Annotated in this window: 21 protein-coding genes; 4 read left to right on the top strand and 17 right to left on the bottom strand. The window is 42.2% G+C overall.

Going from position 1 to position 25,860, the window contains the following annotated elements:
• The first annotated feature begins 15 nt into the window (after window positions 1-15).
• On the top strand, window positions 16-1,104 hold the full coding sequence (locus IEY03_RS00535; protein ID WP_188839392.1) for a GNAT family N-acetyltransferase/peptidase C39 family protein: 1,089 nt from the start codon (window positions 16-18) through the stop codon (window positions 1,102-1,104).
• 13 nt (window positions 1,105-1,117) lie between these two features.
• Here the strand turns inward: IEY03_RS00535 and tilS are convergent, their stop codons facing one another.
• The 17 genes from tilS to rpsB form a co-directional block, all read right to left on the bottom strand.
• A complete protein-coding gene (tilS, locus tag IEY03_RS00530; RefSeq protein WP_188839391.1) occupies window positions 1,118-2,635 on the bottom strand; it encodes a tRNA lysidine(34) synthetase TilS in 1,518 nt (505 codons plus the stop codon).
• Between the two features lie 18 nt (window positions 2,636-2,653).
• Window positions 2,654-6,130, bottom strand: a complete 3,477-nt coding sequence (dnaE, locus tag IEY03_RS00525; RefSeq protein WP_188839390.1) for a DNA polymerase III subunit alpha — start codon at window positions 6,128-6,130, stop codon at window positions 2,654-2,656.
• Window positions 6,131-6,312: 182 nt separating this feature from the next.
• Window positions 6,313-6,948, bottom strand: a complete 636-nt coding sequence (gene rnhB, locus IEY03_RS00520) for a ribonuclease HII (RefSeq protein ID WP_188839389.1) — start codon at window positions 6,946-6,948, stop codon at window positions 6,313-6,315.
• Between the two features lie 19 nt (window positions 6,949-6,967).
• The gene (gene lpxB / locus IEY03_RS00515; protein ID WP_188839388.1) at window positions 6,968-8,113 is read right to left on the bottom strand and encodes a lipid-A-disaccharide synthase; all 1,146 of its coding nucleotides are present in this window, start codon (window positions 8,111-8,113) and stop codon (window positions 6,968-6,970) included.
• A 7-nt stretch (window positions 8,114-8,120) separates the two neighbouring features.
• On the bottom strand, window positions 8,121-8,891 hold the full coding sequence (gene lpxA, locus IEY03_RS00510) for an acyl-ACP--UDP-N-acetylglucosamine O-acyltransferase (protein ID WP_188839387.1): 771 nt from the start codon (window positions 8,889-8,891) through the stop codon (window positions 8,121-8,123).
• Complete coding sequence (fabZ, locus tag IEY03_RS00505) at window positions 8,888-9,349, bottom strand: 3-hydroxyacyl-ACP dehydratase FabZ (protein ID WP_188839386.1); 462 nt, start codon at window positions 9,347-9,349, stop codon at window positions 8,888-8,890. The genes lpxA and fabZ overlap by 4 nt, the downstream gene beginning before the upstream one ends.
• A 49-nt stretch (window positions 9,350-9,398) precedes the next feature.
• A complete protein-coding gene (lpxD, locus tag IEY03_RS00500) occupies window positions 9,399-10,415 on the bottom strand; it encodes a UDP-3-O-(3-hydroxymyristoyl)glucosamine N-acyltransferase (protein ID WP_188839385.1) in 1,017 nt (338 codons plus the stop codon).
• Between the two features lie 25 nt (window positions 10,416-10,440).
• Entirely contained in the window at window positions 10,441-10,938 is a 498-nt protein-coding gene (locus tag IEY03_RS00495; protein WP_188840003.1) for an OmpH/Skp family outer membrane protein, read from the bottom strand.
• 65 nt (window positions 10,939-11,003) lie between these two features.
• Window positions 11,004-13,487: an outer membrane protein assembly factor BamA gene (bamA, locus tag IEY03_RS00490; protein WP_188839384.1), complete on the bottom strand. Its 2,484-nt coding sequence runs from the start codon at window positions 13,485-13,487 to the stop codon at window positions 11,004-11,006.
• Window positions 13,488-13,518: 31 nt separating this feature from the next.
• A complete protein-coding gene (gene rseP / locus IEY03_RS00485) occupies window positions 13,519-14,889 on the bottom strand; it encodes a sigma E protease regulator RseP (protein WP_188839383.1) in 1,371 nt (456 codons plus the stop codon).
• Window positions 14,890-14,900: 11 nt separating this feature from the next.
• A complete protein-coding gene (gene ispC, locus IEY03_RS00480) occupies window positions 14,901-16,091 on the bottom strand; it encodes a 1-deoxy-D-xylulose-5-phosphate reductoisomerase (RefSeq protein ID WP_188839382.1) in 1,191 nt (396 codons plus the stop codon).
• 5 nt (window positions 16,092-16,096) lie between these two features.
• The gene (locus tag IEY03_RS00475) at window positions 16,097-16,954 is read right to left on the bottom strand and encodes a phosphatidate cytidylyltransferase (protein WP_188839381.1); all 858 of its coding nucleotides are present in this window, start codon (window positions 16,952-16,954) and stop codon (window positions 16,097-16,099) included.
• Window positions 16,955-16,972: 18 nt separating this feature from the next.
• The gene (uppS, locus tag IEY03_RS00470; RefSeq protein ID WP_188839380.1) at window positions 16,973-17,797 is read right to left on the bottom strand and encodes an undecaprenyl pyrophosphate synthase; all 825 of its coding nucleotides are present in this window, start codon (window positions 17,795-17,797) and stop codon (window positions 16,973-16,975) included.
• 80 nt (window positions 17,798-17,877) lie between these two features.
• Window positions 17,878-18,420, bottom strand: a complete 543-nt coding sequence (gene frr / locus IEY03_RS00465; protein ID WP_188840002.1) for a ribosome recycling factor — start codon at window positions 18,418-18,420, stop codon at window positions 17,878-17,880.
• 145 nt (window positions 18,421-18,565) lie between these two features.
• The gene (pyrH, locus tag IEY03_RS00460) at window positions 18,566-19,297 is read right to left on the bottom strand and encodes a UMP kinase (protein ID WP_188839379.1); all 732 of its coding nucleotides are present in this window, start codon (window positions 19,295-19,297) and stop codon (window positions 18,566-18,568) included.
• Window positions 19,298-19,366: 69 nt separating this feature from the next.
• Window positions 19,367-20,218: a translation elongation factor Ts gene (gene tsf, locus IEY03_RS00455; RefSeq protein WP_188839378.1), complete on the bottom strand. Its 852-nt coding sequence runs from the start codon at window positions 20,216-20,218 to the stop codon at window positions 19,367-19,369.
• A gap of 117 nt (window positions 20,219-20,335) precedes the next feature.
• A complete protein-coding gene (rpsB, locus tag IEY03_RS00450) occupies window positions 20,336-21,064 on the bottom strand; it encodes a 30S ribosomal protein S2 (protein WP_188839377.1) in 729 nt (242 codons plus the stop codon).
• 353 nt (window positions 21,065-21,417) lie between these two features.
• Here rpsB and map point away from each other — a divergent pair, with 353 nt between their 5' ends.
• Genes map through dapD form a run of 3 tightly spaced genes read left to right on the top strand, consistent with a single transcriptional unit; the run spans window position 21,418 to window position 25,662 of the window.
• Window positions 21,418-22,215, top strand: a complete 798-nt coding sequence (gene map / locus IEY03_RS00445; protein ID WP_188839376.1) for a type I methionyl aminopeptidase — start codon at window positions 21,418-21,420, stop codon at window positions 22,213-22,215.
• A gap of 24 nt (window positions 22,216-22,239) precedes the next feature.
• On the top strand, window positions 22,240-24,813 hold the full coding sequence (gene glnD, locus IEY03_RS00440; RefSeq protein ID WP_188839375.1) for a bifunctional uridylyltransferase/uridylyl-removing protein GlnD: 2,574 nt from the start codon (window positions 22,240-22,242) through the stop codon (window positions 24,811-24,813).
• Window positions 24,814-24,837: 24 nt separating this feature from the next.
• Window positions 24,838-25,662: a 2,3,4,5-tetrahydropyridine-2,6-dicarboxylate N-succinyltransferase gene (gene dapD / locus IEY03_RS00435; protein WP_188839374.1), complete on the top strand. Its 825-nt coding sequence runs from the start codon at window positions 24,838-24,840 to the stop codon at window positions 25,660-25,662.
• Window positions 25,663-25,860 lie beyond the last annotated feature (198 nt).

The following is a 25,860-nucleotide window of genomic DNA, read 5'->3' as shown; positions in this document are numbered from 1 at the left end:
ACTTCGAGCCGAAATATGTTATTTCGACAAGCCACGCTAAACGATTTCCCCCAACTTAACCACATCGAACAACAAGCCTTTAGTGGCGACAAAATCAGTGCTAGGCAAATTAAACGCTTTATCAACTCTGATATTGATCATCTCATCGTGGCTGATGAAAATGGCACATTAGCTGGTTATGCATTGATTTTATTACATAGGGGAACTCGACTCGCTCGCTTATATTCTGTTGCTGTATCATCTGATTTCAGAGGACGTAACATTGGATTTGAATTAGTGACTCAATGCGAGAAAGTCGCCGTTGATCATGGCTTCATTACATTACGCTTAGAAGTGAGAAACGACAATACGGCGGCAAAAAATCTTTATCTAAAAATGGGTTATAAAGTGTTGAAAACCCTAGTGCATTATTACGACGATCTGGCCGATGGCGTGAGAATGCACAAACGTTTAGATCCACCTGGTCCAAGCGTTACCCTCAATTTGCCTTTGTATATTCAAACCACAGAATTCACTTGCGGCCCTTCATGCTTATTGATGAGTTTTAATGCTTTTGAACCCGTAGAGCATAATCGGATCAGTGAATTAAATATTTGGCGCGAAGCCACCACCATATTTATGACCAGTGGTCATGGTGGATGCAGTGCCAGAGGACTTGCCATCGCGGCAATAAATCGTGGATTTGCTGTGGCGCTTCACAGTCAAGATGAGCCAGCGCCTTTTATCAGCACGGTAAGAGACCCTAATAAAAAAGCCATCATTGAAATGGTGCATCAGGATTTTAAACAACAACTGGCTAACAAGGGCGTTAGCATTGATCAACATAACCCCAGTGTAGAGCAAATTTGTAATTGGATTAGTGCCGGATTTCCGGTGCTAATAATGGTCAGCACCTATCGTTTAGATGGCAAAAAAGGGCCGCATTGGATTGTACTCACCGGCTTTAACGAGCAATATTTTTTCTTTCACGACCCTTATGTTGAAAAAATCGAAAACAGTATTAACGCAGCCTATGTTCCCATCAATAAAACGCACCTGATACAAATGGCCCGCTATGGCAAACAAAAACAGATTTACTGCTTAGTCATTAAGGGGAAAAAATAGAGGTTAAGTCACCTCAATCAACCCCAGAGGATAGATCTATCCGCAGCCCGGGAGCATCACCTTCGGCAAGATAGCGTTTATCGACCCATAAACCGAGTGCAGCAACCAGTTTGTCACCATAAAAAAGCAGCGGAATAAGCTCACGCCGCCAAGGCGCGATGGCTAACTCTTGCCACAACTTTTTTAATTCTCGCGGTTTTTGCCGGTAGTGTTGGGCAAATTGTGGCTGACACTTAGTGCTGCCCGGCGCTGAAAACTTAATGGACACTTGAGCTATGTTATCGGGTAACTGCAACCTTAAACCCTGAGGCGCTTTTACGAGTTTGACTTGCCAGTTAAATGACGCAAAAGGCTGTTGAGTGCCACGAGTTACCCACGGCTTATTGCTTAATATGAATGAAGCACTGTGATGAACCTCATCCCCAACGTCAGTGGCTTTAAGCCAATGCTGTAATTCAGCGGTCAAGCGTGTTGACATATCGCCAGCAAGCGTTAAATGCTCACTCGGCATCGCATACAGATATTCCCCAAATCGCTTAACCACAATACCTGAATAATGAATGTTTAGATTTGCATCTTCTTTTGCCGTAAGCGCCTGGCTGAGAATTTGCGTTAACTGCACTTGCGAGGGTAGTGATAAGCCAAGGTGTGTTAAATATCCTCGCAGCAATAACGCTTGCCAGGCTAATGGCGTCTGTGCAAGTGAGGACAAAGAGAGAGCAGTGCCATTGTTGCCCATGTTAGCTTCACTCGACTTAAGCATGCCAGGTAAACGCAAATTGACTTCATCATCGATAATCTGCTGCTGCTCATTAATTAACTGCGCACTTCGACTTGCCGTAATTGCAATACTTGGCCAGCGCGCTTTGAGGAGTGGAATAATGTTGAGGCGTAAAAAGTTACGATCGTAACTGTCGTCTTGATTGCTCTCATCTTCAATATGCGTCAGGGCATACTGGGCGGCAAATTGTTCAATCTCATCCCGAGAGACTTGTAACAATGGCCTTAGCTTATAGTAAGGGGAATCTACTGGCCCCGCTAATTGACTCTCACCCATTGCCGCCAAGCCTTTAGGCCCCTGACCACGTTTCAGAGCTAATAACAATGTTTCTAATTGGTCGTCTTGATGATGCGCCGTTAATAAAATATCACCAGTATCGAGATGCTGCTCAATGGCGTGATAACGCGCTTCTCTGGCAACGGCTTCAAGACTTTGTCGAGGTTTTAGGTCAAGTTTAACCTGTTCAATAATAATGGGAAGATTATAGTCTGCCGCTTTTTGTTGGCAATGAACTACCCATTTGTCAGCATGAGAACTTAATCCATGGTGAACGTGTACTAACATGCAAGAGAACTGCGGATAGATTTTAGCAAACTCACTTAACCCGTAAGCTAATACCTCTGAGTCGACACCTCCGCTATAAGCTAATATTAACTTAGGTAAACGTGTTGCCGCCATTGCACTCTCATTCAGAGCCTGATGCTGAAAACATAAACGGCGAATATGATCGACAAGCTGTGATTTATCCATTTAAGCTGTTATTCATGGTTAATTAAAGACAATTTTGACATTACTTGATCCTAGCTGAGTTTCTAGCGCTAGCATCAAGTCATCGGATGGATTGACCCGCCATTCATCACCCAATGTTAATCTCCCTGCCGCACCCTCTTTAGTGTAATTTATCACGACCGGTACCGCGCCATTTTTCCAAGGTTGCAAGGTTTCTTGAAACTGATTAAGCCATGCTGGTGATAACATATCGGTATGAATGTTCAGCTCAACGGCTTTAGCAAAATGGCTGCGAGCTTCACCTATCTCAATAATATTGCGCCCATTCATTCGATTACCGCCAGCAAAGTCATCAAAACTGACATCGCCCTCACAAATTAAAATGCGGTCTTTTTCGAGCAAATGGCCAAATTTTTCAAATGGCTCGGTAAAAAGCATGACTTCTAAACGGGCACTTTTATCATCTAGCGTTACGAGGCCCATTTTTGAACCACGTTTAGTGATCATCACCCGAGTGGCGACAACTAGACCAGCGGCTTTCACCGTTTTACCCCGCTCTGTTGGGTGAATATCTTTCAAACGCCCAGAAGTATACTGTTTAAGCTCTGCCAAATACTGATTAATCGGATGCCCTGTTAAATATAACCCTAAGGTATCACGCTCCCCTTCTAGCCATATTTTGTCTGGCCAAGGCGTGCATTCTACAAACTGCTGCTTGTTGTCATCGGGTTCATCATTAAGCAAACCGAACATGTCATGTTGACCAATCTCTTGCGCTTTAGCATGTTGAGCAGCGGCTCTGATGGCCTCTGGCAAGGTTGCCATCATAGATGCCCTGTGCGGCCCAAGATTATCTAATGCCCCAGCGCAAATCAGTTTTTCAATCACGCGTTTATTCAGTTTCTTTAAATCAATTCGGGCACAGAAATCAAATAAATCAATAAAAGGTCCATCTTTACGCGCTTCAAGAATTGAATCGACAGGGCCTTCACCAACCCCTTTAATCGCGCCAATGCCATAAACAATATTAAGATCATCATCGACGGTAAACTTAAATAATCCTTTATTCACATCCGGTGGAATTAACGGTAAGCCCATGCGCTCACATTCATCAACCAAGGTCACTATCTTATCGGTATTGTCCATATCAGCAGACATTACCGCTGCCATAAATTGTGCAGGATAATGGGTTTTCAACCACAAAGTTTGATATGACACTAATGCATAAGCGGCAGAGTGAGATTTGTTAAATCCGTATCCGGCAAACTTTTCTACTAAATCGAAGATTTTCATCGACAAGTCGCCGTCGATACCGTTTTTTATCGCCCCTTCTTTAAAAATGCTCCGTTGCTTGGCCATTTCCTCAGGCTTTTTCTTACCCATAGCTCGACGCAGCATATCTGCACCGCCTAGGGTATAGCCTGATAATACCTGAGCAATCTGCATTACCTGTTCCTGATAGAGGATAATGCCGTAGGTGGGCGATAGTAGCTCTTTTAGTGATTCATGTTGATATTCAGCATCGGGATAAGAGACTTCTTCACGACCGTGCTTACGTTCAATAAAGTTATCAACCATGCCCGATTGTAAAGGGCCCGGACGGAATAGCGCCACCAAAGCAATCATGTCTTCGAAGCAATCGGGTTGTAGACGTTTGATCAAATCTTTCATACCGCGAGATTCTAGCTGGAATACGGCGGTGGTTTCATAACGCTGAAGTAACCTGAAACAAGCGGGATCATCAAGCTTAATGGCTTCAATACGAACAGGGTCTTTACCCTCTTTTGCCAGACGCGGATTGATCATCTGCAGCGCCCAGTCGATGATGGTCAGCGTTCTTAAACCTAAGAAGTCAAATTTTACTAATCCAGCGGTTTCAACATCGTTTTTATCAAACTGAGTAACAGGGTTTAGCCCTTCAGCATCACAATACAAAGGTGAGAAATCAGTAATACGCGTTGGTGCGATAACCACACCACCAGCGTGCTTACCGGCATTTCGAGTCACGCCTTCTAAGCGACGGCACATGTCGATAAGCTCTTTTACATCCTCATCAGCGGCATAGGCTTCAGGCAGAGATGGCTCAACTTCAAATGCTTTGGCAAGGGTCATTCCCGGTTCCGCAGGGATCATCTTGGTCAAACGTTCAACAAAACCATAGGGATGACCTAATACTCGACCAACGTCACGCACAACCGCTTTGGCGGCCATGGTTCCGAAAGTAATAATTTGCGATACCGCCTCACGGCCATACAGATCAGCAACGTGATCAATCACCTCATCACGTCTGTCCATACAAAAGTCGACGTCAAAATCGGGCATTGAAACACGTTCTGGATTCAAAAAACGCTCAAAAAGCAAGTCATATTCAAGAGGGTCAAGGTCGGTAATCTTAAGCGCATAAGCCACTAGAGAACCCGCTCCTGAACCACGGCCTGGGCCTACAGGAATACCATGATCTTTACCCCATTGGATAAACTCCATTACGATTAAGAAGTAACCAGGGAATCCCATCTGATTAATGACTTTAAGCTCAACTTCAAGCCGGTCATCATACTCGGGCCTTTTTTCCAATCTGATAGCCGGATCGGGAAATAAAAACTCTAAGCGTTCTTCAAGGCCTTTTTCTGACACTTCGACCAAGAAGTCTTCAATCGACAAATCACCTGTGGGGAAATTAGGCAAAAAATATTCATGTAAGCGAATCGTCACGTTACAGCGTTTAGCGATTTCCACTGTGTTACTAATAGCTGAGGGAATATCTTTAAACAGTTCACACATTTCATCTTCACTACGAAGATACTGCTCTGCACTGTAGGTTTTAGGACGACGCGGATCGGCAAGGGTAAAACCATCATGAATGGCGACACGGATCTCGTGCGATTCAAAATCATCCGGCTTTAAGAACACCACCTGATTAGTTGCTACGACTGGAATTGCCGTTTTTGATGCCAGTTCTACCACCATGTGCAAATAGCGTTCTTCATCAGGACGGTTGGTGCGAATGAGCTCAAGGAAATAGCGGTCAGTGAAATGGGTTTGATAAAAGGACACCAATTCATCAACCTGACCTTGGTTACCTTTAAGTAAAGCTTTACCGATATCACCTTCTTTGGCACCAGATAAAATCAAGATGCCTTTGTTATAGGTGACAAGCCAGGATTGATCGATAACCACTCGGCCGTTAACTTGACCACGTAGGTAAGCTTCACTGATAAGCTGGGTTAAATTTTGATAGCCATCATTATCCATAGCAATGATGGTTAAGGCACAAAGCTCTTTATCAAACCCCGGCACTTGCATCCAAAAATCAGCACCGATAATTGGCTTAATGCCGACTCCGTGAGCGCCACCATAAAACTTGACCAGGCCACAAAAATTGTTTTGGTCTGTCAAAGCCAATGCTGCCATACCCTGTGCTTCCGCCGCCGCTAAGATAGGTTTTACCTTAGCAACACCATCACTCATGGAAAAGTCACTGTGGACGCGTAAATGCACAAAACGAGGATCTGACATAGATAAAATTCTTATTATTCTAGGGTAAAAAAGATGCAAAAATGCAATTGAAAATATCGACTAGACTAGCAAACATTCACATCACTGCCAATGATTTAGCCATGATGATATAGATATGACGCTAACGGGACAATTTATCACTGAACGTATGGAAACCGTGACGATTTAGCTTTAAACCTAAGTTAGCCTTGATTTAAACGTTCAGCAACAGGTTTAAAGCTTTTTCGATGTACACCTAATACACCAAATTCCGCTAACGCTTCAAAGTGTGCTTTAGTTGGATAACCTTTGTGCTTGGCAAATCCATACTGCGGGTGTTTAGCATCAAGCTCAAGCATTTCTTGATCTCTGACAACTTTAGCAATAATGGATGCTGCACTAATGGCACTCACCAAGCCATCTCCTTTGATAATGGCATGTGCTTGAATGCCAAAATCCGGAACCCGATTACCATCAACAAGCACTCTTTGAGGAGCTATCCCTAATCCAGCTACGGCACGCTGCATCGCCAGCATAGTGGCGTGGAGAATGTTTAATTGGTCGATTTCTTCGGGGCTAGCACGACCGACACTCACCGCAAGTGCATTATCATATATCGTTTGATATAGCGCGTTTCGGCGTTTTTCAGATAATTTTTTAGAATCATTTAAGCCGTCAATCGGGCGGCTTGGATCTAATATCACCGCGGCGGTAACAACATCACCAACTAATGGCCCACGGCCAACCTCGTCAACGCCGGCAACACACCCTTGCGATAATAAAGCAACTTGTTCAGGGGTGATATTTTTAATCACTGTTGGTAAGGCGAGGATGGTCATACGAGTCTCACTAACTTAATTAAGCTTGAATTAAAGCGACAACGGCATCTGCAGCTCGCTCGCTTGCATTGCATTTAAGTTGTTGATGCAATTGCTCAAAGCGAGTTTTAAGTGGGGAAAAGTCTTTATCTAATTGACTAATTACCGCATTAGCTATTAATTCAGGCTGACAATCAGCTTGAATTAATTCAGGCACAATTGTTTCATTAGCCAACAAATTAGGTAATGAAAAGTTAGAAATATGCATCATACGAAGCGCGATAGCATAGGTGATTGGACTGACTCGGTAAGACACAACCATAGGGCGTTTTACCAGCATAGCCTCTAAAGTTGCCGTACCTGATGCTAATAAAATACAGTCCGCAGCCGCCATAACTTCACGAGATTGACCATCGATGATATCAATCGCCAAGTCAGGTGCAAACTTTTCTAACGCTTCAGTAAACTGTTTACGACGAGCCTCATTAACGACGGGAGTCACAAACTTAATATCGGGATATGCGTCTTTAACTAATTTAGCAGCTTTGATGAAAGGTTCTGCAAGTTGCGCTAATTCACCGCCACGAGAACCAGGTAAAACGGCTAGATATTCAGCCTCAATGTCTAAACCCAATTGCGCGCGTGCGGCTAACTTATCACTTTCGATCGGGATATCATCAGCAAGAGTATGACCAACGAAAGTGCAAGGAACATCATGTCTGTCATAAAAAGCTTTTTCAAAAGGCAATAATGACAACACCATGTTAGTTGCTTTAGCAATTTTAAAAATGCGCTTTGGTCGCCATGCCCAAACTGACGGGCTGACATAATGGACAGTTTTAAAACCTTTATTTTTTAACTTAAGCTCAAGACCAATATTGAAATCAGGTGCATCAATACCAATAAAACAATCAGGTTTTATGGCACAAATCTGCTCAATTAAACTGGCACGTACTTTTAATAAGCGTGGCAAACGAGACAAGACTTCAACTATGCCCATCACTGCCAGTTCTTCCATAGAGAACCAGGATTGAAAGCCCAAAGCTTTCATGCGAGGACCACCAATACCAACAAATGTCGCATTGGGATAGCGCAATTTAAGCGATTTAATTAATCCGGCACCAAGAATATCGCCGGAGATTTCTCCGGCGACCATGGCAAATATTGGGGAAGTAGATTTGCTCATTACTTAACTATCGTATGATCCCACGTGAAGAAGTAGTGATAAAGTCGACCATTGATTGTACATAAGGATCACCTGCGGCATCGTCGGCTATCTCTGCCAACGCTTCATCAATGGTTAAATTTTTGCGGTACAAAGCTTTGTAGGTTCTACGGATAGCATGCTGGGTTTCTTTGCTAAAGCCGCGACGTTTTAAGCCTTCAACATTTAATCCACGAGGAATGGCTGGCGAGCCCGCGGCCATAACAAATGGTGGCACATCTTGGAAAATGGTCGATGAGCCCGCAGTAAACGCATGGGCACCAATATGGACGAATTGATGCACACCAGTCATACCACCAAGAATAACATGATCGCCAACATGAACATGACCAGCAATAGAAGCATTGTTAGCCATAATGACATTGTTGCCAACGACGCAATCGTGAGCAATATGAACATAGGCCATAAACAAATTATTCGAACCGATGCGAGTTTCACTATTATCTTGAATAGTGCCACGGTGAATAGTAACTGACTCACGAATGATATTATTATCACCCATAATTAAACGTGTCGGCTCACCAGCATATTTTTTATCTTGGCACTCTTCTCCCACTGACGCGAATTGAAAAATTCGGTTTCCCTTGCCAATGACAGTTGGTCCTTTGACCACGACATGGGAACTGATCCAGGTATCATCACCTATTTCAACATCGGCGCCAATATACGTCCAAGGACCAATAGTGACATTATTGCCAATTTTGGCATCAGGATGAACAAATGCTAGTTTATCTATCACTTTTCAATCTCTCTTCTGGCACACATAATTTCAGCGGAACAAACAACTTCGCCATCGACACGAGCTTCGCCAATAAAGACACCAATACCCCGGCGTTCTTTTATCATTTTAACGTGAAAATGGATTTGATCACCGGGTTCAACAACACGTTTGAATCGCGCTTTATCTATACCTGCAAAATAATAAAGCACATCCGGTGACGGTTCAGTACTCATGGTTTTAAATGCAAGTAACCCTGTTGCTTGAGCCATAGCTTCTAGAATCAACACACCGGGCATAACTGGCGCAACTGGGAAGTGACCTTGGAAGAAAGGCTCATTAATTGTGACGTTTTTTATTGCATGTAGCTGATCACCGACAGTGTAATCTAATACACGATCTATGAGTAAAAATGGATATCTATGCGGAAGATATTTAAGGATTTCTTTAATATCCATTGTGTTTAATTCGTTCGACACTCTTGTTTCCTTAACAGGTTCAATGAGAGGTTTAGTATGACAGTAAATCTTATTTTTGCGTATTCTCAAGCAGTTTAACTCGAGCAAACAATTCGTCCAATTGACGGAAGCGTACGGTATTGCGTCGCCATAATTTATTTTCCATTGCTATGGTAGCAGAAGAATATACACCTTTATCACGAATAACACTGGTCACATTAGTGCCACCCGAGATGTGCACGCCATCAGCAATACTGATATGGCCTGAAATACCGCAACCACCACCTATAATACAATACTTGCCTATCGTCGAACTGCCGGCAACAATGGTTCCGCCAGCGATAGCCGTATTTTGACCAATGACCACGTTATGGGCAATCTGAACTTGGTTATCAATAATAACCCCGTCATGAATTTCGGTATGGGATAACGCCCCTCGGTCAATACTGGTACATGAACCAATTTCAACTCGGTTTCCAATTCTTACACCACCAGTTTGAGGGATTTTAATCCAATTGCCCTTCTCGTTGGCATAACCAAAACCATCAGAGCCAATAACCGTTGCAGAATGAATGGTACAATCTGTGCCAATATGTACGTTGTGATAAATAGTCACATTAGCCCATAAGCAGCTATTTTGACCAATGATACTGGACTCACCAACCACAGAGCCTGCGCCTATTTGTACGTTATCGCTTAAAATAGCATTGGCACAAATTACCGCATTGGCACCGATTGACACATTTTCACCGAGTTTAGCACTCGCGTCTATTTGCGCACTTGGGTGAATACCAACCGCCGCCTTGGGCGAGGTATCTAGCAATTGTGCTACACGAGCAAAGCCGACATAAGGGTCAGCGACAATGACTGCTGTCCCTTTATAATCTGCTGCATCTTTTTCAGTAAGTAATACCGCGCTCGCTTGAGTTGCCTCAAGTTGAGCACGGTACTTACTGTTGGCTAGAAAAGATAATTGGCCTTCAATTGCATCTTCTAAAGTGGCAACACTCGACACAATTTGGGTATCATCACCGCGAACTGTGGCATTTAGCAGTTGGCCAATTTCTTTTAAAGTCACTTGTTGCATAGTCTTTATCGCCTTAAATTCGGGCTTATTTACCTTTACTTAACGCTTCAACCACTTTACCGCTAATATCAGCATCTGGCTTAACAAAAATAACTGCACCACGTTGTAATACCATGTCATATTTTTCTTTTTCAGCAATGGTATTGATCACTTTTTGAACTTGAACTAGCAGTTTGTTTTGCTCTTCACCTTGACGACGACGCATATCTTCATCAAGTGCTTTGCCTTTTAATTGAAACTCAGACTTCAATGATTCCATTTTACGGACCATGTCAGTTTTTTGAGTATCACTCATTAACGCACCATCACGCTGCTGCTTTTCAACCATAGAACGCATTTCTTCCTGCATTTTTTGGACTTCAGCAACACGATCACCAAATTCAGCTTTAAGTGATTTTGAGATTTGTTCACGTTGTGGTAATTGTTCAAACACTTCGCCCATATCCACTACTGCAATTTTTTCAGCATGCGCCATCATAGGTGCAGCTAAAAAAGCTAATGTTACTAATGCGCGATTGACCATCTTTTTCAAAGTAGACTCCTTGTTAATAGACACTTGTTCAGCAAAACTTGCCGAGTGTATTCGTTTTAGAACGTTTTGCCAATATTGAACGAGAAAATCTCTGTTTCATCGTCTTCGTATTCTTTGAGCGGCCAGGCCAAACTAAATACCATCGGCCCCATAGGTGAAAGCCACTGCACACTCATACCCCAGGATGCACGAATTCGACTAGGATCACTGAAGTCTTCAAGCTTATTAAATTCATCAGCAGGAAGGTTTCTATATGAATCGTAATCAAATTCAGTATCCCACACGTTACCGGCATCAAGGAAGAAGCTGGTACGCACTGAGTTGGTATATGCTTCATCTAAAAACGGCGTGGGTACAATTAGCTCCATACTGGCGGTGGCAATAGCATTACCACCAATCGAGCGTCCTTGGTTAATGTAAATTTGATTTGGATCCCCAGGTAAACTACAACCATCACCAGATGGATCTGGAGCACAAGGCTCACTGCCACGCACTAAATAGAAAGAGCGAGGGCCTACTGAGTTTGATTTAAATCCGCGTAATGAGCTGCTACCACCTGAATAGTAATTCTCCCAGAATGGCAAAATTTGATCATTTTCATTAAATTTGCCATAGCCATTGGCATAACCTAAACGAGCACGGGTTAAGAATACAAAACTGTGCTTGCGAGTTAATGGGAAATAAAAATTAGTATCAAAATCAGTTTTAAAATATTTTAAATCTGAGCCTGGCACTGTCATTTTTCCGCTTAGACGCTGTGATGAACCATCAGTTGGGAATGTTCCACGGTTTAATGTGCTTCTATACCAACCGGTATTCACTTCAAAATTGTCAAAGCTTAAATCAGCATTTGGATCTTCGCTGTCGCGGTATACGTCGTAAAAACGTAATGCTTGCTCATAAGCTGAAATTTCAGAAATCGCGTTATGACGGTAACCAATCCCCCCATTTAAACGATTATATTCGTTAATTGGGAATCCTGAGTTCAATGCCACACCATAAGATTTATTCTTATAGCGTTCTAAGTTAGCTTCATTGGCATCAAATTCGTTCCAATAAATACTTCCGCCTAAGCTCACACCGTCTTTAGTAAAGTATGGATCTGTATACGAAATGTTAGCACTTTTAGAATACTTGTTGGTATTGATGCTAATACCTGCTTGGTTACCTGTACCTAAGAAGTTATTTTGCTCTACACCAAACTGCAAGCTAACACCTGATTCAGTACCATAACCAACACCAGCGTTGAATGAACCTGAAGGCTGCTCTTTCACGCTAACAGCAACATCGACTAAATCATCGCTGCCTGGCACTTGAATCGTTTCAGTATCAACCGTTTCAAAATATCCCAATCGATTTAAACGTGCTTTAGATTGTTCAATTTGCGCTGAGTTTAACCATGCCCCTTCCATCTGGCGAAGTTCTCGACGCATCACTTCATCTTTAGTCACCGCGTTGCCAGTAAAGTTAATGCTGCGAACATACACTCGCTTACCAGGTTTAATATTGATGTTAAGTACAACTTCTTTGTTCTCATCATCAATTTCAGGGTAGGTTTTTACTTCAGGATAAGCATAACCAAAACGACCAAGATATTTACTGTACATTTCTTCGGTGAATGTGACATCGGCGCCGTTATACATGTTGCCCGCTTTAATAGGCAAAATTGCCCGCATTAACTCTTCGCGACCCATTAAATCGCCGGTTAAGTTAATGTCTTTGACTTTATATTTTTCACCTTCATCGACGTTAATCGTAATATAGAGTCCCTTTCTATCAGGAGTCATAGCAACCTGAGTCGACGTCACTTCAAAACGAATATACCCTTGGTTATGGTAATAGGTTTTAATGGTTTCTAAGTCTGCTTGAAGTTTTTGCTTTTGATAGCGTCTTTCGCCAAATATATCCCACCAGGCAACAAAGTCTTTCAACTCAAGCATGCTGATTAATTCAGAATCACTAAAAACGGTGTTTCCGACCACGTTTATTTGGCGAATTTCAGCGGCTAAACCTTCAGTAAAGTTAAATTTCAATTCAACCCGATTACGCGGCAAATTGATAACTTGAGCTTGTACCTTAGCGCCGTATTTACCCACGCCGTAATAAAAGTCTTGCAAGCCTTTTTCAATACCGCTAAGCATGGTGCGATCCAAAGACTCACCAATTTTAACGCCTGAACCATCAAGACTTTCTTGAAGCTGCTCATCTTTAATATCTTTGTTACCTTCAAACGTCACTGCACTAATTGTAGGACGTTCTTTAACGGTAACATACAACACGCCAGCCTCATGGCTTACGCTAATAGTTTCAAAGTTTGTTGAACCATATAAGCTTTTTATCGCCTGTTGTAATTTAACTTGGTCAACTGTATCACCGACTTTCACCGGCAAGTTTAACAGTGCAGCTCCTAACGCTACACGTTGTAGACCTTCAACTTGAATGTCTGTGACTTCAAATGGCTGGAATGTATTTGCCCAACCGTTCCCTGCAAAAGACGCGCCGACGAATAACATCGATGCAAATAGTTTATTCAATCTCATAGAGCACTTCTAATTATTAGTCTGTCCTTGCTCAGAGTCGGGCAAAATCGTTGAAAAGCGCTACACTCATCAACATTAGCAGCAAAGCTGCGCCAAACCTGAATCCAATTTCCTGCACCTTTTCAGGTACAGGCTTACCCGTAATCACTTCAATAAAGTAATACAGCAAGTGTCCACCATCTAGCACGGGTAAAGGCATTAAATTAATAATCCCTAGGTTCACGCTAATTAGTGCGATAAATCCAAGAAAATACACCAATCCATAATTTGCGCTCGCACCCGCTCCTTGCGCAATAGATATGGGGCCACTTAGATTTTTCACCGACACATCGCCGGTAAATAATTTACCTATCATTTTGAAACTAACCACCACTAGCTGCCATGTTTTATCAACAGCAGCGGAAACGGAATCTATCATGCCATATTCTAAATCAAAGCGCATATTTTCAGGCCATTGCGCGGCAGTAGGGCTAATACCAACAATACCGATTATGTCACCATTGTCATTGGTTTGAGCCTGGGGCACAACCTCAAACGGTAACTGCTGGCCTGCTCGCTCAATAACGAGAGTAAGTGTCTTATTAGCTGACGTTTGTACCACATCAACAAAGCTATTCCAATCTTTGTACTGCTGTTGATTTATCGATATGATTTTATCGCCAATCATCAAACCTGCCATTTGTGCCGAACTATTTTCTGATATAGCGGCGATGACCGGATTTATTCCGGGTCTAAATATTCCTAATCCTAAAGCGGTAATAGGCGATTCTTTTTCTGGATCAAATTTCCAATTACGGGTATCGAGTTGGTATGTTTGGCCACTGACATCCACACCTTCAATTCTAGAAAGCGGCGCCAATGTTACATCGACACTATCGCTTCCAATATGACCCACTAAAGCCAAATTGACCTCTTCCCAATTGCGAACATCTTGCCCTGAAATAGCAAGGATCTGTTGCGGTTCAGATAACTGAATAACTGCTGCAGGTGAGTTAATTTTGGTTGAATCAATTACTGGCTTAATCGAAGGAACACCGATTAAATACATGGCGTATAAAGCAACAATAGCAAAGATAAAGTTGGCTAATGGTCCGGCAGCCACGATGGCAATGCGCTGCCAAACTGTTTTACGATTAAACGCTTGATCAAGCATATCGGCAGGTACATCTTCAACCCGCTCATCAAGCATTTTAACAAAGCCCCCCAAAGGGATCATGGCAACAACATATTCAGTGCCATCTTGACCGACTTTACGCCAAATGGCTTTTCCAAACCCAATTGAAAATTTTTCGACTTTTACGCCACACTTACGTGCAACCCAAAAATGGCCGTATTCATGCACGGTAATTAAAATACCCAGGGCAACAATGAAAGAGCCTAAATTCCACAAAAAATCGAACATCTTACTCCTCTTTACCCTAACGCTTTAATTTTAGATAAAGCCAATTGGCGTGCGTCGCTGTCTAAAGCAATAATATCTTCTATCGACTTTAACGCTGACCGATTAACCGATACAAGGCATTGTTCATTGACGACGGCAATATCGGTAAATTTAATTCTACCCTGCAAAAAAGCCTCAACGGCAATTTCATTGGCTGCATTCAATACCGTGGTTGCTTCCTGCCCTTGCTGGCATGCTTCTATCGCTAACTTTAAACATGGAAAACGATTAAAATCAGGTTCTAAAAAGCTTAACTGTCCGACTTTGAAAAAGTCTAAAGGTTCAACGCCAGCTGAAATTCTTTGTGGATAGCTCATACAATGAGCAATTGGCGTACGCATATCAGGGTTACCCATCTGCGCCAGTACCGAACCATCTTTATATTGCACCATGGAGTGAATAACACTTTGAGGATGGATAACCACTTTAAGCTGTTCGGGAGTAGTATTAAATAACCACCGCGCTTCGATGTATTCTAATCCTTTGTTCATCATAGATGCTGAATCAACAGATATTTTTCTGCCCATTGACCAATTCGGATGATTACAAGCCTGATCGGGTGTCACGTTGGGCAAAATTGTTAAGTCAGTCGTTAAAAAAGGACCACCAGAACCTGTCAGTAGGATATGCGAAATGCCTTCAGAAGCGATATCACAAAAACCTAAGTTATTTTGCACGGCTTGAGGCATGCATTGAAAAATAGCATTATGTTCACTATCAACGGGTAATATCGTCGCACCCGATGCTTTTGCGGTTTGCATAAATAGCTCACCAGACATGACCAAGGCTTCTTTGTTGGCCAATAGCACTCTTTTACCCGCCTTAACGGCGGCAAACGTAGGCACTAATCCGGCTGCACCAACAATGGCAGCCATGACAGTATCAACGTCGCTATGGGTCACTAAAGCCGTTAACTCTTCAGGTGTTGAGGTTACAATGGTTTTACTCGATGACGGTAATGCAAGCTTAAGTTTAATTGCGGCTTGTTGATCAACCATGTGGGCAAACACAGGCTGATGAGCCAGACATAAGGCCAACATTTTATCTACACTGGCATTGGCAACCAGGGCATAAACCGCATATTTATCGGGATTTTGAGTGATAACACTCAAGGTACTTGCGCCAATTGATCCTGTCGCGCCAAGGATAACCATGTTTTGCATTAGCATTACATCCACATGGCGATATAGATTAATGTAAACACGGGAAACGCTGCGGTTAAGCTATCGATTCGATCAAGTATGCCACCATGACCTGGCAAAATAGTGCCAGAATCTTTTATGACGGCAACGCGTTTAAACATACTTTCAGATAAATCACCAAATGCAGAGGCTAAAGCCGTAATTAATGTGACCGCAACTAACAAACCTAACTCTTGCTGCGGAGAAAAATACATCACGCCGGCAACAATTAACATGCTAGTCAGTAAGCCACCAGCTAAGCCCTCTAAGGTTTTCGCGGGGCTAACACTAGGCATTAACTTATGCTTACCAAGGGTTCTGCCAGCAAAATAGGCTCCAGTATCAGTAGCCCAAACGATTAACATCACAATCAGCACCAACACACCACCAAAATATGGATCGGATTGATTACTTAATGACTTAAGGGTAATTAAAGACACGAAACACGGTATCAAGGTTAACTGACCAAACATGGATTTTAGCATATGGCTATTTCGCCAAACTGCTGCGCTTTTAGGGAAACTAAACACCAGTAATGTGCTAATAACCCACCACACAACGCCAATGCTTATTATCGCTAAAAACATGGGTTGCAGATGCCCTTTAAACCATAAACTGTCTGCTGGAAATAACACGTTGATTGCTATCAATAACACGGTTACGGTGATGGTAAATGACCATTGAGTAATATTGCATTCTTTATCGATGAAGCGGCCCCATTCTTTTGCTGCAATAGCAAAAATGGGGACCAAACACCATGAAAAATACACAGAAGGCACCCAAAAGATACCGACTAATACAAGTGGGATTAAACAAAGTGCTGTTATTATTCGTTGTTTTAGCAAAAACTAATCCTCTTAAGATTAAAGCGATCGTATTTGTTCTATTTGACTCCCAGTCAAACCGAAACGACGCTGACGGCTGGCAAAAGTTGCCAGTGCATGATGAAAAGCTTTCTCATCAAAATCAGGCCAAAGTGTTTCTGTGAACACTAACTCTGCATAGGCGGCCTGCCATAAAATAAAATTACTGATGCGGTAATCACCGCCAGTTCTTATCATTAAATCAACTTCGCTTTGATTTTGCATGCACAAATGTTGATTTAATGCCTCTTCGGTCATCTGACTGCTGCTGATTTCGCCACTTTCGACTTTTTCAGCTAATTTTTGAGCAGCCTGCATAATATCCCAACGCCCACCATAGTTAGCAGCAACGTTAAGCACTAACCCGGTATTGTCTTTTGTCTTGTCTTGAGCTTGGGCAATTTGAGCTTGTAACCGTGCTGAAAAACGGCTGATATCTCCAATAATATTTAACTTAACCTGATTTTTATCTAAACGCTTAATTTCACGTTGTAACACACTGAAAAAAAGCTCCATCAATAAATTGACTTCTTTATCCGGTCTGCGCCAATTTTCACTCGAAAATGCAAACAGTGTTAATGATGCTATGCCCAACTGACTTGCCGCACTCACAATACGTCTAACGGCTTTAACACCAGCTTTGTGACCGACCACTCTAGGCATACTTTTATTTTGTGCCCAACGACCATTACCATCCATGATAATAGCGACGTGTTTTGGCAAAGACTGCTTTACGATATCCGATAATTGTCCAGGTAAGACTTCAGACGTGACTAACTCAGAAGAAGTAGTAACACCTGTTCCATAATCATTTGTAGATGACATCAACAACGACCCTATAAAAAACAAACGCCGTGTAGTATACCCTTACACGGCGTATTAACTCTAGCGTTGAACGCTGAAGTTTAGACTTCCATTAACTCTTTTTCTTTTGCTGCAAGCAGCTGATCAACGTTTTTAATCGCTGCATCAGTAAACTTTTGAACGCTATCTTCACTGCGACGCACATCGTCTTCAGTACATTCTTTGGCTTTTTCAAGCTTCTTAACTTCGGTAATGGCATCACGACGCACATTACGAATTGCTACACGACCATTTTCAGCTTCATTACGCACAACTTTAATAAAGTCTTTACGGCGCTCTTCAGTTAAAGCTGGTAAAGGAATACGCATTGAAGTGCCAGCTGTCATTGGGTTTAAACCAAGATCAGATGACATAATCGCTTTTTCAACGGCTTGAACTAATGTTTGATCAAATACCGTTACGTTCAACGTACGTGAATCTTCGATACCAATGTTTGCCACTTGCTTAAGCGGAGTCATTGCACCGTAGTAAGAAACTTGAATCGAATCTAATAGGCTTGGGTGAGCACGACCTGTGCGCACTTTTGCCATTTGATTTTTAGTCGCATCTACACATTTACCCATGCGCTCTTGCGCATCTAACATAATTGTTTCAATCACAATAATTTCCTTTTTAACCAATATTCATTAAGTTTAAGCCAATCGATAAAGAATCGTACAGACAATGGATCAGCTCAAATAATACTTGCAGTTCATTTTACGCCACTGTGTTACTCATGTGATAGCGGAATTATTTTTGACTGCTAATAATTGTACCTTCACTTTCGCCCATAATAACACGGCGTAAAGCACCTGGCTTATTCATGTTGAATACTAAAATTGGGATGTTATGATCACGAGCCATAGTAAAGGCGGCAAGATCCATCACTTTTAATTCAGACTCTAAGACTTCATTAAAGCTAAGCGTGTCGTATTTAACCGCTTCAGGATTTTTCATTGGGTCTGCAGAGTAAACACCGTCTACTTTAGTGCCTTTTAAGACCACTTCGGCTTCAATTTCAATGCCACGTAAACAAGCTGCAGAGTCAGTGGTACAAAATGGGTTACCGGTTCCTGCGGCAAAAATTACCACTCGGCCAGATTTTAGTAAGCTAATGGCTTCAGCCCAATTATAATCGTCACACACCCCTTTTAACGGGATAGCTGACATCAGGCGCGCATTAACATAGGCACGATGCAACGCATCTCTCATGGCTAAGCCATTCATGACAGTTGCTAGCATACCCATGTGATCGCCCACCACACGGTTCATGCCAGCTTGCGCTAGGCCTTCACCACGAAATAGATTACCACCACCAATTACCACACCAACTTGAATACCCAGTTCAACAAGCTCTTTCACTTCTTGAGCCATACGATCAAGTACTTTAGGGTCGATGCCGAAGCCTTCTTCGCCCATTAATGCTTCACCGCTTAATTTAAGCAGAATACGTCTAAATGCAGGTTTTGGATTGGTGCTCATAATTTTTATCCTGATTATAACAAGACCGCAGCGATTGCTGCGGTCTTAGGGTATATAGAGAAAAAGCGATTACGCCTTTTTAGTAGCAGCGATTTGAGCTGCAACTTCAGCAGCAAAATCTTCTTCTTTCTTCTCGATACCTTCACCCACTTCTAAACGAATGAAGTTAGTTACTGTGGCTTTTTTCTCTTTCAGAATTTCACCAACAGTTTTCTTTGGTTCCATGATGAAAGCTTGACCAGTAAGAGAGATCTCACCAGTGAACTTCTTCATACGACCAACAACCATTTTCTCAGCGATTTCAGCAGGCTTGCCTTCGTTCATCGCGATTTCGATTTGAAGTGCTTGCTCTCTTTCTACAAGTTCAGCAGGTACATCTTCAGGGTTTACGAAATCAGGCTTAGAAGCAGCAACGTGCATAGCGATGTGCTTTAATGTTTCTTCGTCAGCTTCACCAGTTACAACCACACCGATACGCTCGCCGTGACGGTAAGAAGCCAAGTTAGCACCATCGATATACTCAACGCGACGAACATTGATGTTTTCACCGATTTTAGCTACTAGAGCTACACGAGTTTCTTCAAACTGTGCTTTTAAATCTTCGATAGTCACTTTAGATGCTGCAGCAACATCTAGTACCGCGTTAGCAAAGCCTAGGAAGTTAGAATCTTTAGCAACGAAGTCAGTTTGACAGTTAACTTCTAAAAGAGCAGCGAAACCTTCACCGTTCTTGATTAGAATAGTACCGTCAGCAGCGATGTTACCGGCTTTCTTAGCCGCTTTAGCCGCGCCGCTTTTACGCATGTTATCAATCGCTAGCTCGATGTCACCGTTAGTTTCAGTCAGTGCATTCTTACAGTCCATCATGCCAGCGCCAGTGCGGTCACGAAGTTCTTTAACTTGGGCAGCAGTAATTGCCATTGTTAAATCCTCTATTTAATTCGTCTAATATTGCATTTGTAAAACAGGGGCCCAAAGGCCCCTGTTTACCAATTATCTTATTGGCAAATAAGGGGGGATGTTAAACATCACGCCTTATTAAACAGCTTCTACGAAACCGTCTTGTTCAGCTTGAACAGCTAAATCTTGACCACGGCCTGAGTTGGCAGCAGCAGCAACAGATGAAGTGTACAAACGAATTGCACGCATTGCATCGTCGTTACCAGGAACGATGTAGTTAACACCGTCTGGCGCAGAGTTAGTATCAACAACTGCAACAACTGGGATACCTAGGTTGTTAGCTTCTTTAATAGCGATATGCTCATGGTCAGCACCGATAACGAATAATACGTCAGGTAAACCGCCCATGTTTTTGATTCCGCCTAGAGACTTTTCTAACTTGTCTAATTCGCGTGAACGCATTAACGCTTCTTTCTTAGTAAGCTTGTCGAAAGTACCGTCAACTGACTGACTTTCTAGCTCTTTAAGACGCTTGATTGACTGACGAACAGTTTTCCAGTTTGTTAACATACCGCCTAACCAGCGGTGATCAACATAGTACTGGTCACAAGAAATTGCAGCTTCTTTGATAGCTTCGCCAGCAGCGCGCTTAGTACCTACGAATAATACTTTACCTTTCTTAGAAGCAACGTTGCTAATGAAAGCTAAAGCTTCGTTGAACATTGGTACAGTGTGCTCAAGGTTGATGATGTGTACACCGTTGCGAGCACCGAAGATGAAAGGCTTCATCTTTGGGTTCCAGTAACGTGTTTGGTGACCGAAGTGAACACCAGCTTGTAGCATGTCGCGCATTGAAACAGTAGTCATTGTATTTACCTTAATGTAAGGGGTTAGACCTCCACGCATCCCATGTTTCGACTCTTCTACGCTAATAAAAGCATTGAGAGCACCCCGAAAAATGTGTCGATACGTGTGTGATTTAGTATTTAAGTTAATTGCCATGTATAATAGCCGCAAATTCTGACAGTTTGTTGAAACACCGAGCAATTAAAGCACTATAAAGTGATTATTTGTTCCGCAAAACAAAACAAACTAAGAAACACGAACTCACACATAACGGCGCGCTTTATACCATAAACAGCGATCAAACACAACTTTTTACGTGTAATTGATTGCTTTAAACGGGCCCATTTTGAACGTTAAAAACCAAGAGAAGATTCATGAGTATTGTCATTAAAAATGCCGACGAAATTGAAAAGATGCGCGCAGCAGGAAAACTCGCTGCACAAGTACTGGAAATGATTGCACCCCATGTTGTTGCTGGTGTCACAACCAATCAATTAAATACCATTTGTGCGCAATATACTGAAGAGCAAGGTGCCATATCTGCACCGCTTAATTACCATGGTTTTCCAAAATCAATTTGCACTTCGGTAAATGATACTATTTGTCACGGTATCCCATCAGATTACATCCTCAAAGATGGTGATATTTTAAATATTGATATTACTGTGATTAAAGATGGCTATCATGGCGATACTTCAAAAATGTTTCTTATTGGCGAGGTCAGTCCTAAAGACAAACGCTTATGTCGAATTGCCCAAGAAAGTCTGTATTTGGCCATCAAAAAAGTTCGTCCTGGCGCAAAATTAGGCGAAATTGGCACAAGTATCGAAAAATTCATCAAAGCAAGCAAATCAGGGCTTGATAAGTATTCAATCGTACAAGATTATTGTGGTCATGGTATTGGTGCTGGTTTCCATGAAGAACCTCAAGTTGTCCATTATAAAAATAATGACAAAACCGTGATTAAGCCAGGTATGTGCTTTACCATCGAGCCGATGATTAATGCGGGTCGTCATACCACCATATTAGACAAAAACGACAACTGGACAGTTACAACTTCTGATGGGAAAAATTCTGCCCAGTGGGAGCACACTTTATTAGTCACTGAAACCGGTGTAGAAGTGCTAACACTTCGTGATGAAGAAGACTTCCCAAGAATTATTAACTTTTAATCTATACAAGATTCAAGGATATCGATGAATACCGCGCTGGCAGCCAAAAATACCTTACTTGAACTTAACCAGCGCTTAGTTGAGCAATATAAAGCGAAGCACCCGATCGCAGATATTGTTAAGCAACGCAGCGCATTCATCGATAACTTACTGCAAAATGCATGGAAAAAATGTCATTTAGACCAGTACCCTATGTCATTAATTGCTGTAGGTGGATATGGGCGCGGTGAGCTTCTGCCCTATTCAGATGTCGATTTACTGTTTTTAATTGAACAGGAAGAGGTTTGCCAAAACACCCAAGCAAAACTCAGTGAATTAATCACTTACCTTTGGGATGCTGGACTTGAAATTGGCCACAGTGTGCGCACTGTGTCACAAACAATCGAGCAAGGTAAAGCTGACATCACTATCGCCACCAACTTAATTGAAGCACGGTTTTTATGCGGTAACACACAACTATTTGATGTGTTATATCAACGTATTCGTCAAGATGACTTCTGGCCTTCTGCCGATTTTTACAATGCCAAAAAAGAAGAACAAACCCTTCGCCATTCAAAAGCCAGTGCTTTTGACCTTGAACCGAACATTAAAACCTGCCCGGGTGGTTTGAGAGATATCCAGACAATTGCCTGGGTGGCAATGCGTCATTTTGATGCCGCTAATCTCATTGAGTTGGTTGAGCATGATTTTCTTGAACCTTCTGAATTAGAAGAATTATTGGAATGCCAAAATTACCTGTGGGAAATTCGCTTTGCGCTGCATATTAGTGCAAATCGCAATGAAAACCGCTTGTTATTCGACCTACAACGTCAAGTTGCCAGCTTGCTGGGTTATGAAGATGCGACTCAACTTGCGGTTGAGCAAATGATGAAACGCTATTATCGCACTGTAAGACGTATAATGGAGTTAAATCAAATGTTGTTGCAGCTATTTAAGCGCGCAACTTTAGGGCATTTTAAAGCATTAGAAATTCAACCCATCAATGAGCAATACCAGCGTCGCGGTTATTATATTGAGGTACTAGATAATGATTTGTTCAGTCAGCATCCTGAAGAAATATTACGGCTTTTTTTATATGCCGTTAAAAACTCTAATATTCAGTATATTTATGCTCCAACGTTAAGACTGCTGCGCAAAGCGCGTCGCAGCTTAACCGGCCCACTGCAAGATAATCCCGACTGTCGCAAAGTGTTTATGGAGATTTTAAAACACCCGCGCGGTATTGTGGCATTTTCAATGATGCACAAGCACGGAATTTTATCTTCCTACCTGCCCGCCTGGCGAAGCATTGAAGGACAAATGCAGTTTGATCTTTTTCATGCTTATACCGTCGATGAGCACACCCACAGATTATTACTCAATATAGAAAGATTCGCTCAAGCTGAGCAAAAAGATGAGTTTCCTTTAGGCGCGGTGCTAATCAACCAATTACCCAAAAAAGGGTTATTGGTTTTAGGGGCAATATTTCATGATATTGCAAAAGGTCGAGGTGGAGATCACAGTAAACTAGGGGCGAGCGATGCAATTGATTTTTGTAAATTACATGGACTCAATGATCACGATGGTCGCTTAGTCGCTTGGCTAGTTGAAAACCATTTAGTCATGTCAGTCACTGCGCAAAGACGGGATATTTCAGATCCCGATGTCGTTGCGGAGTTTGCCGATAAAGTACATGATGCCGTTCATTTAAGTTACTTGTATTGCTTAACCGTTGCGGATATCTGTGCCACAAATGAAAAAACATGGAATAACTGGAAAGGCTCATTATTACGTGATTTATATTTTTCAACGCAGCGCGTTCTGGCGCGCGGTAAAGAAAAGCCCATTGATGAGCAGGCTCGTGTAGAAGAAGTTCAAGCAAAAGCACAAAAAGAATTATTGCGCCGAGGCATCAAAGATAAAGATATGCAGTCTTTGTGGTGTCGATTTAAGCCCGAATATTTTCTTCGTCATCAGCCGAACCAAGTTGCTTGGCATACCGAAGCGATCATCAAACATAATCAGAATGAGCCTTTAGTCTTAATGTCAAAGCATACGACACGCGGCGGCACTGAGTTATTTGTATATAGCCAAGATAGACCCAAGCTGTTTGCCACGGTAATGACCGTTTTAGATAACAAAAATATCAACGTACATGATGCAAATATCATGACGTCAATTGATAATTATGCACTAGACACATTTGTTATTTTAGAACAAGATGGCGAGCCTATCGTGCAGTTGTCACGAATACAGAGCATCAAAAAAGCGCTTGAAAAAGCCTTAGCCAGTGAAAATCCTAAATTGCCTAAGTTCAGAAAACTTGCGCGAATTATGAAGCCGTTTAACGTGCCAACACAGGTAAGTTTTTTACCCAGTATTCGTCAAGACACCAGCATGATGGAGCTAATAGCCCTGGATACGCCGGGTCTTTTAGCCAAAGTGGGTGATATCCTTTATCGCTGTGAAGTCACTTTATTAGCAGCCAAGATCACCACTATCGGCGAGCGTGCAGAAGATTTTTTCATCTTACAAACTCAAGATGGTCAATCACTCAATGAAGCACAACAGCAGCATTTATCTTCATCGCTTGATTTAGCGTTGAATCAAACTAGTTAATTAATCTGATATTGGGAGAGTTCCATGGAGGCATTACGCCAACGCATTGAGGCGGCATTTGAAGCACGTCAAACTATCACCCCTAGCACAGTTGAACCAAGTGTTCGTGCTGACGTAGAAACAGTGATAAGCATGCTTGATAAAGGTCAAGCACGTGTAGCTGAGAAAATTAATGGCGAGTGGCATGTCCACCAGTGGTTAAAAAAAGCGGTTTTGTTGTCATTCCGCATTTTCGACAACGGTGTCATTGAAGGTGGTGATACCAAATACTTTGATAAAGTGCCGCAAAAGTTTGCTGATTATGACGAAGCACGCTTTAAAGAAGAAGCTATCCGTGTAGTACCACCAGCAACCGTGCGTAAAGGCTCATTTATCGGTAAAAATACTGTACTAATGCCATCTTACGTTAACTTAGGTGCTTACGTAGACGAAGGTACCATGGTGGATACATGGGCAACTGTCGGTTCGTGCGCGCAAATTGGTAAGAATGTACATTTATCTGGCGGTGTGGGTATTGGCGGTGTTTTAGAGCCATTACAAGCCGGTCCTACCATTATTGAAGACAACTGTTTTATCGGTGCGCGCAGCGAGATCGTTGAAGGTGTCATTGTAGAAGAAGGCAGTGTGATTTCAATGGGCGTTTATATTGGTCAAAGCACACGTATTTTTGACCGTGAAACAGGTGAAATACATTACGGCCGCGTACCGGCGGGCTCTGTAGTTGTGTCAGGTAACCTACCATCAAAATGTGGTACTTATAGCTTGTACGCAGCAATCATAGTTAAAAAGGTCGATGCAAAAACGCGTGGTAAAGTTGGCATTAACGAATTATTACGTATTGTTGATTAATCGCAGTTGTTTATTGTTTTAAAGGCTCTTAGGAGCCTTTTTTATTGCACAATTAAACACATTTATTGCGACATTAACTTTATATAAATCACGTTTATTTGAACAATAAACGTCCCCTACAGAATAATATATTTTGTCAGTTAGCAGGATGACTTAAGCACATGTCAAACCCATTGCCATAGAGCAATAAACATCCCA

Origin of the sequence: Shewanella aestuarii (assembly GCF_014647215.1) — a bacterium.
In the GTDB taxonomy this organism is placed as follows: domain Bacteria; phylum Pseudomonadota; class Gammaproteobacteria; order Enterobacterales; family Shewanellaceae; genus Shewanella; species Shewanella aestuarii.
Note: the sequence above shows the minus strand (reverse complement) of the source record. Positions and strands in the feature narration are given on the sequence as shown.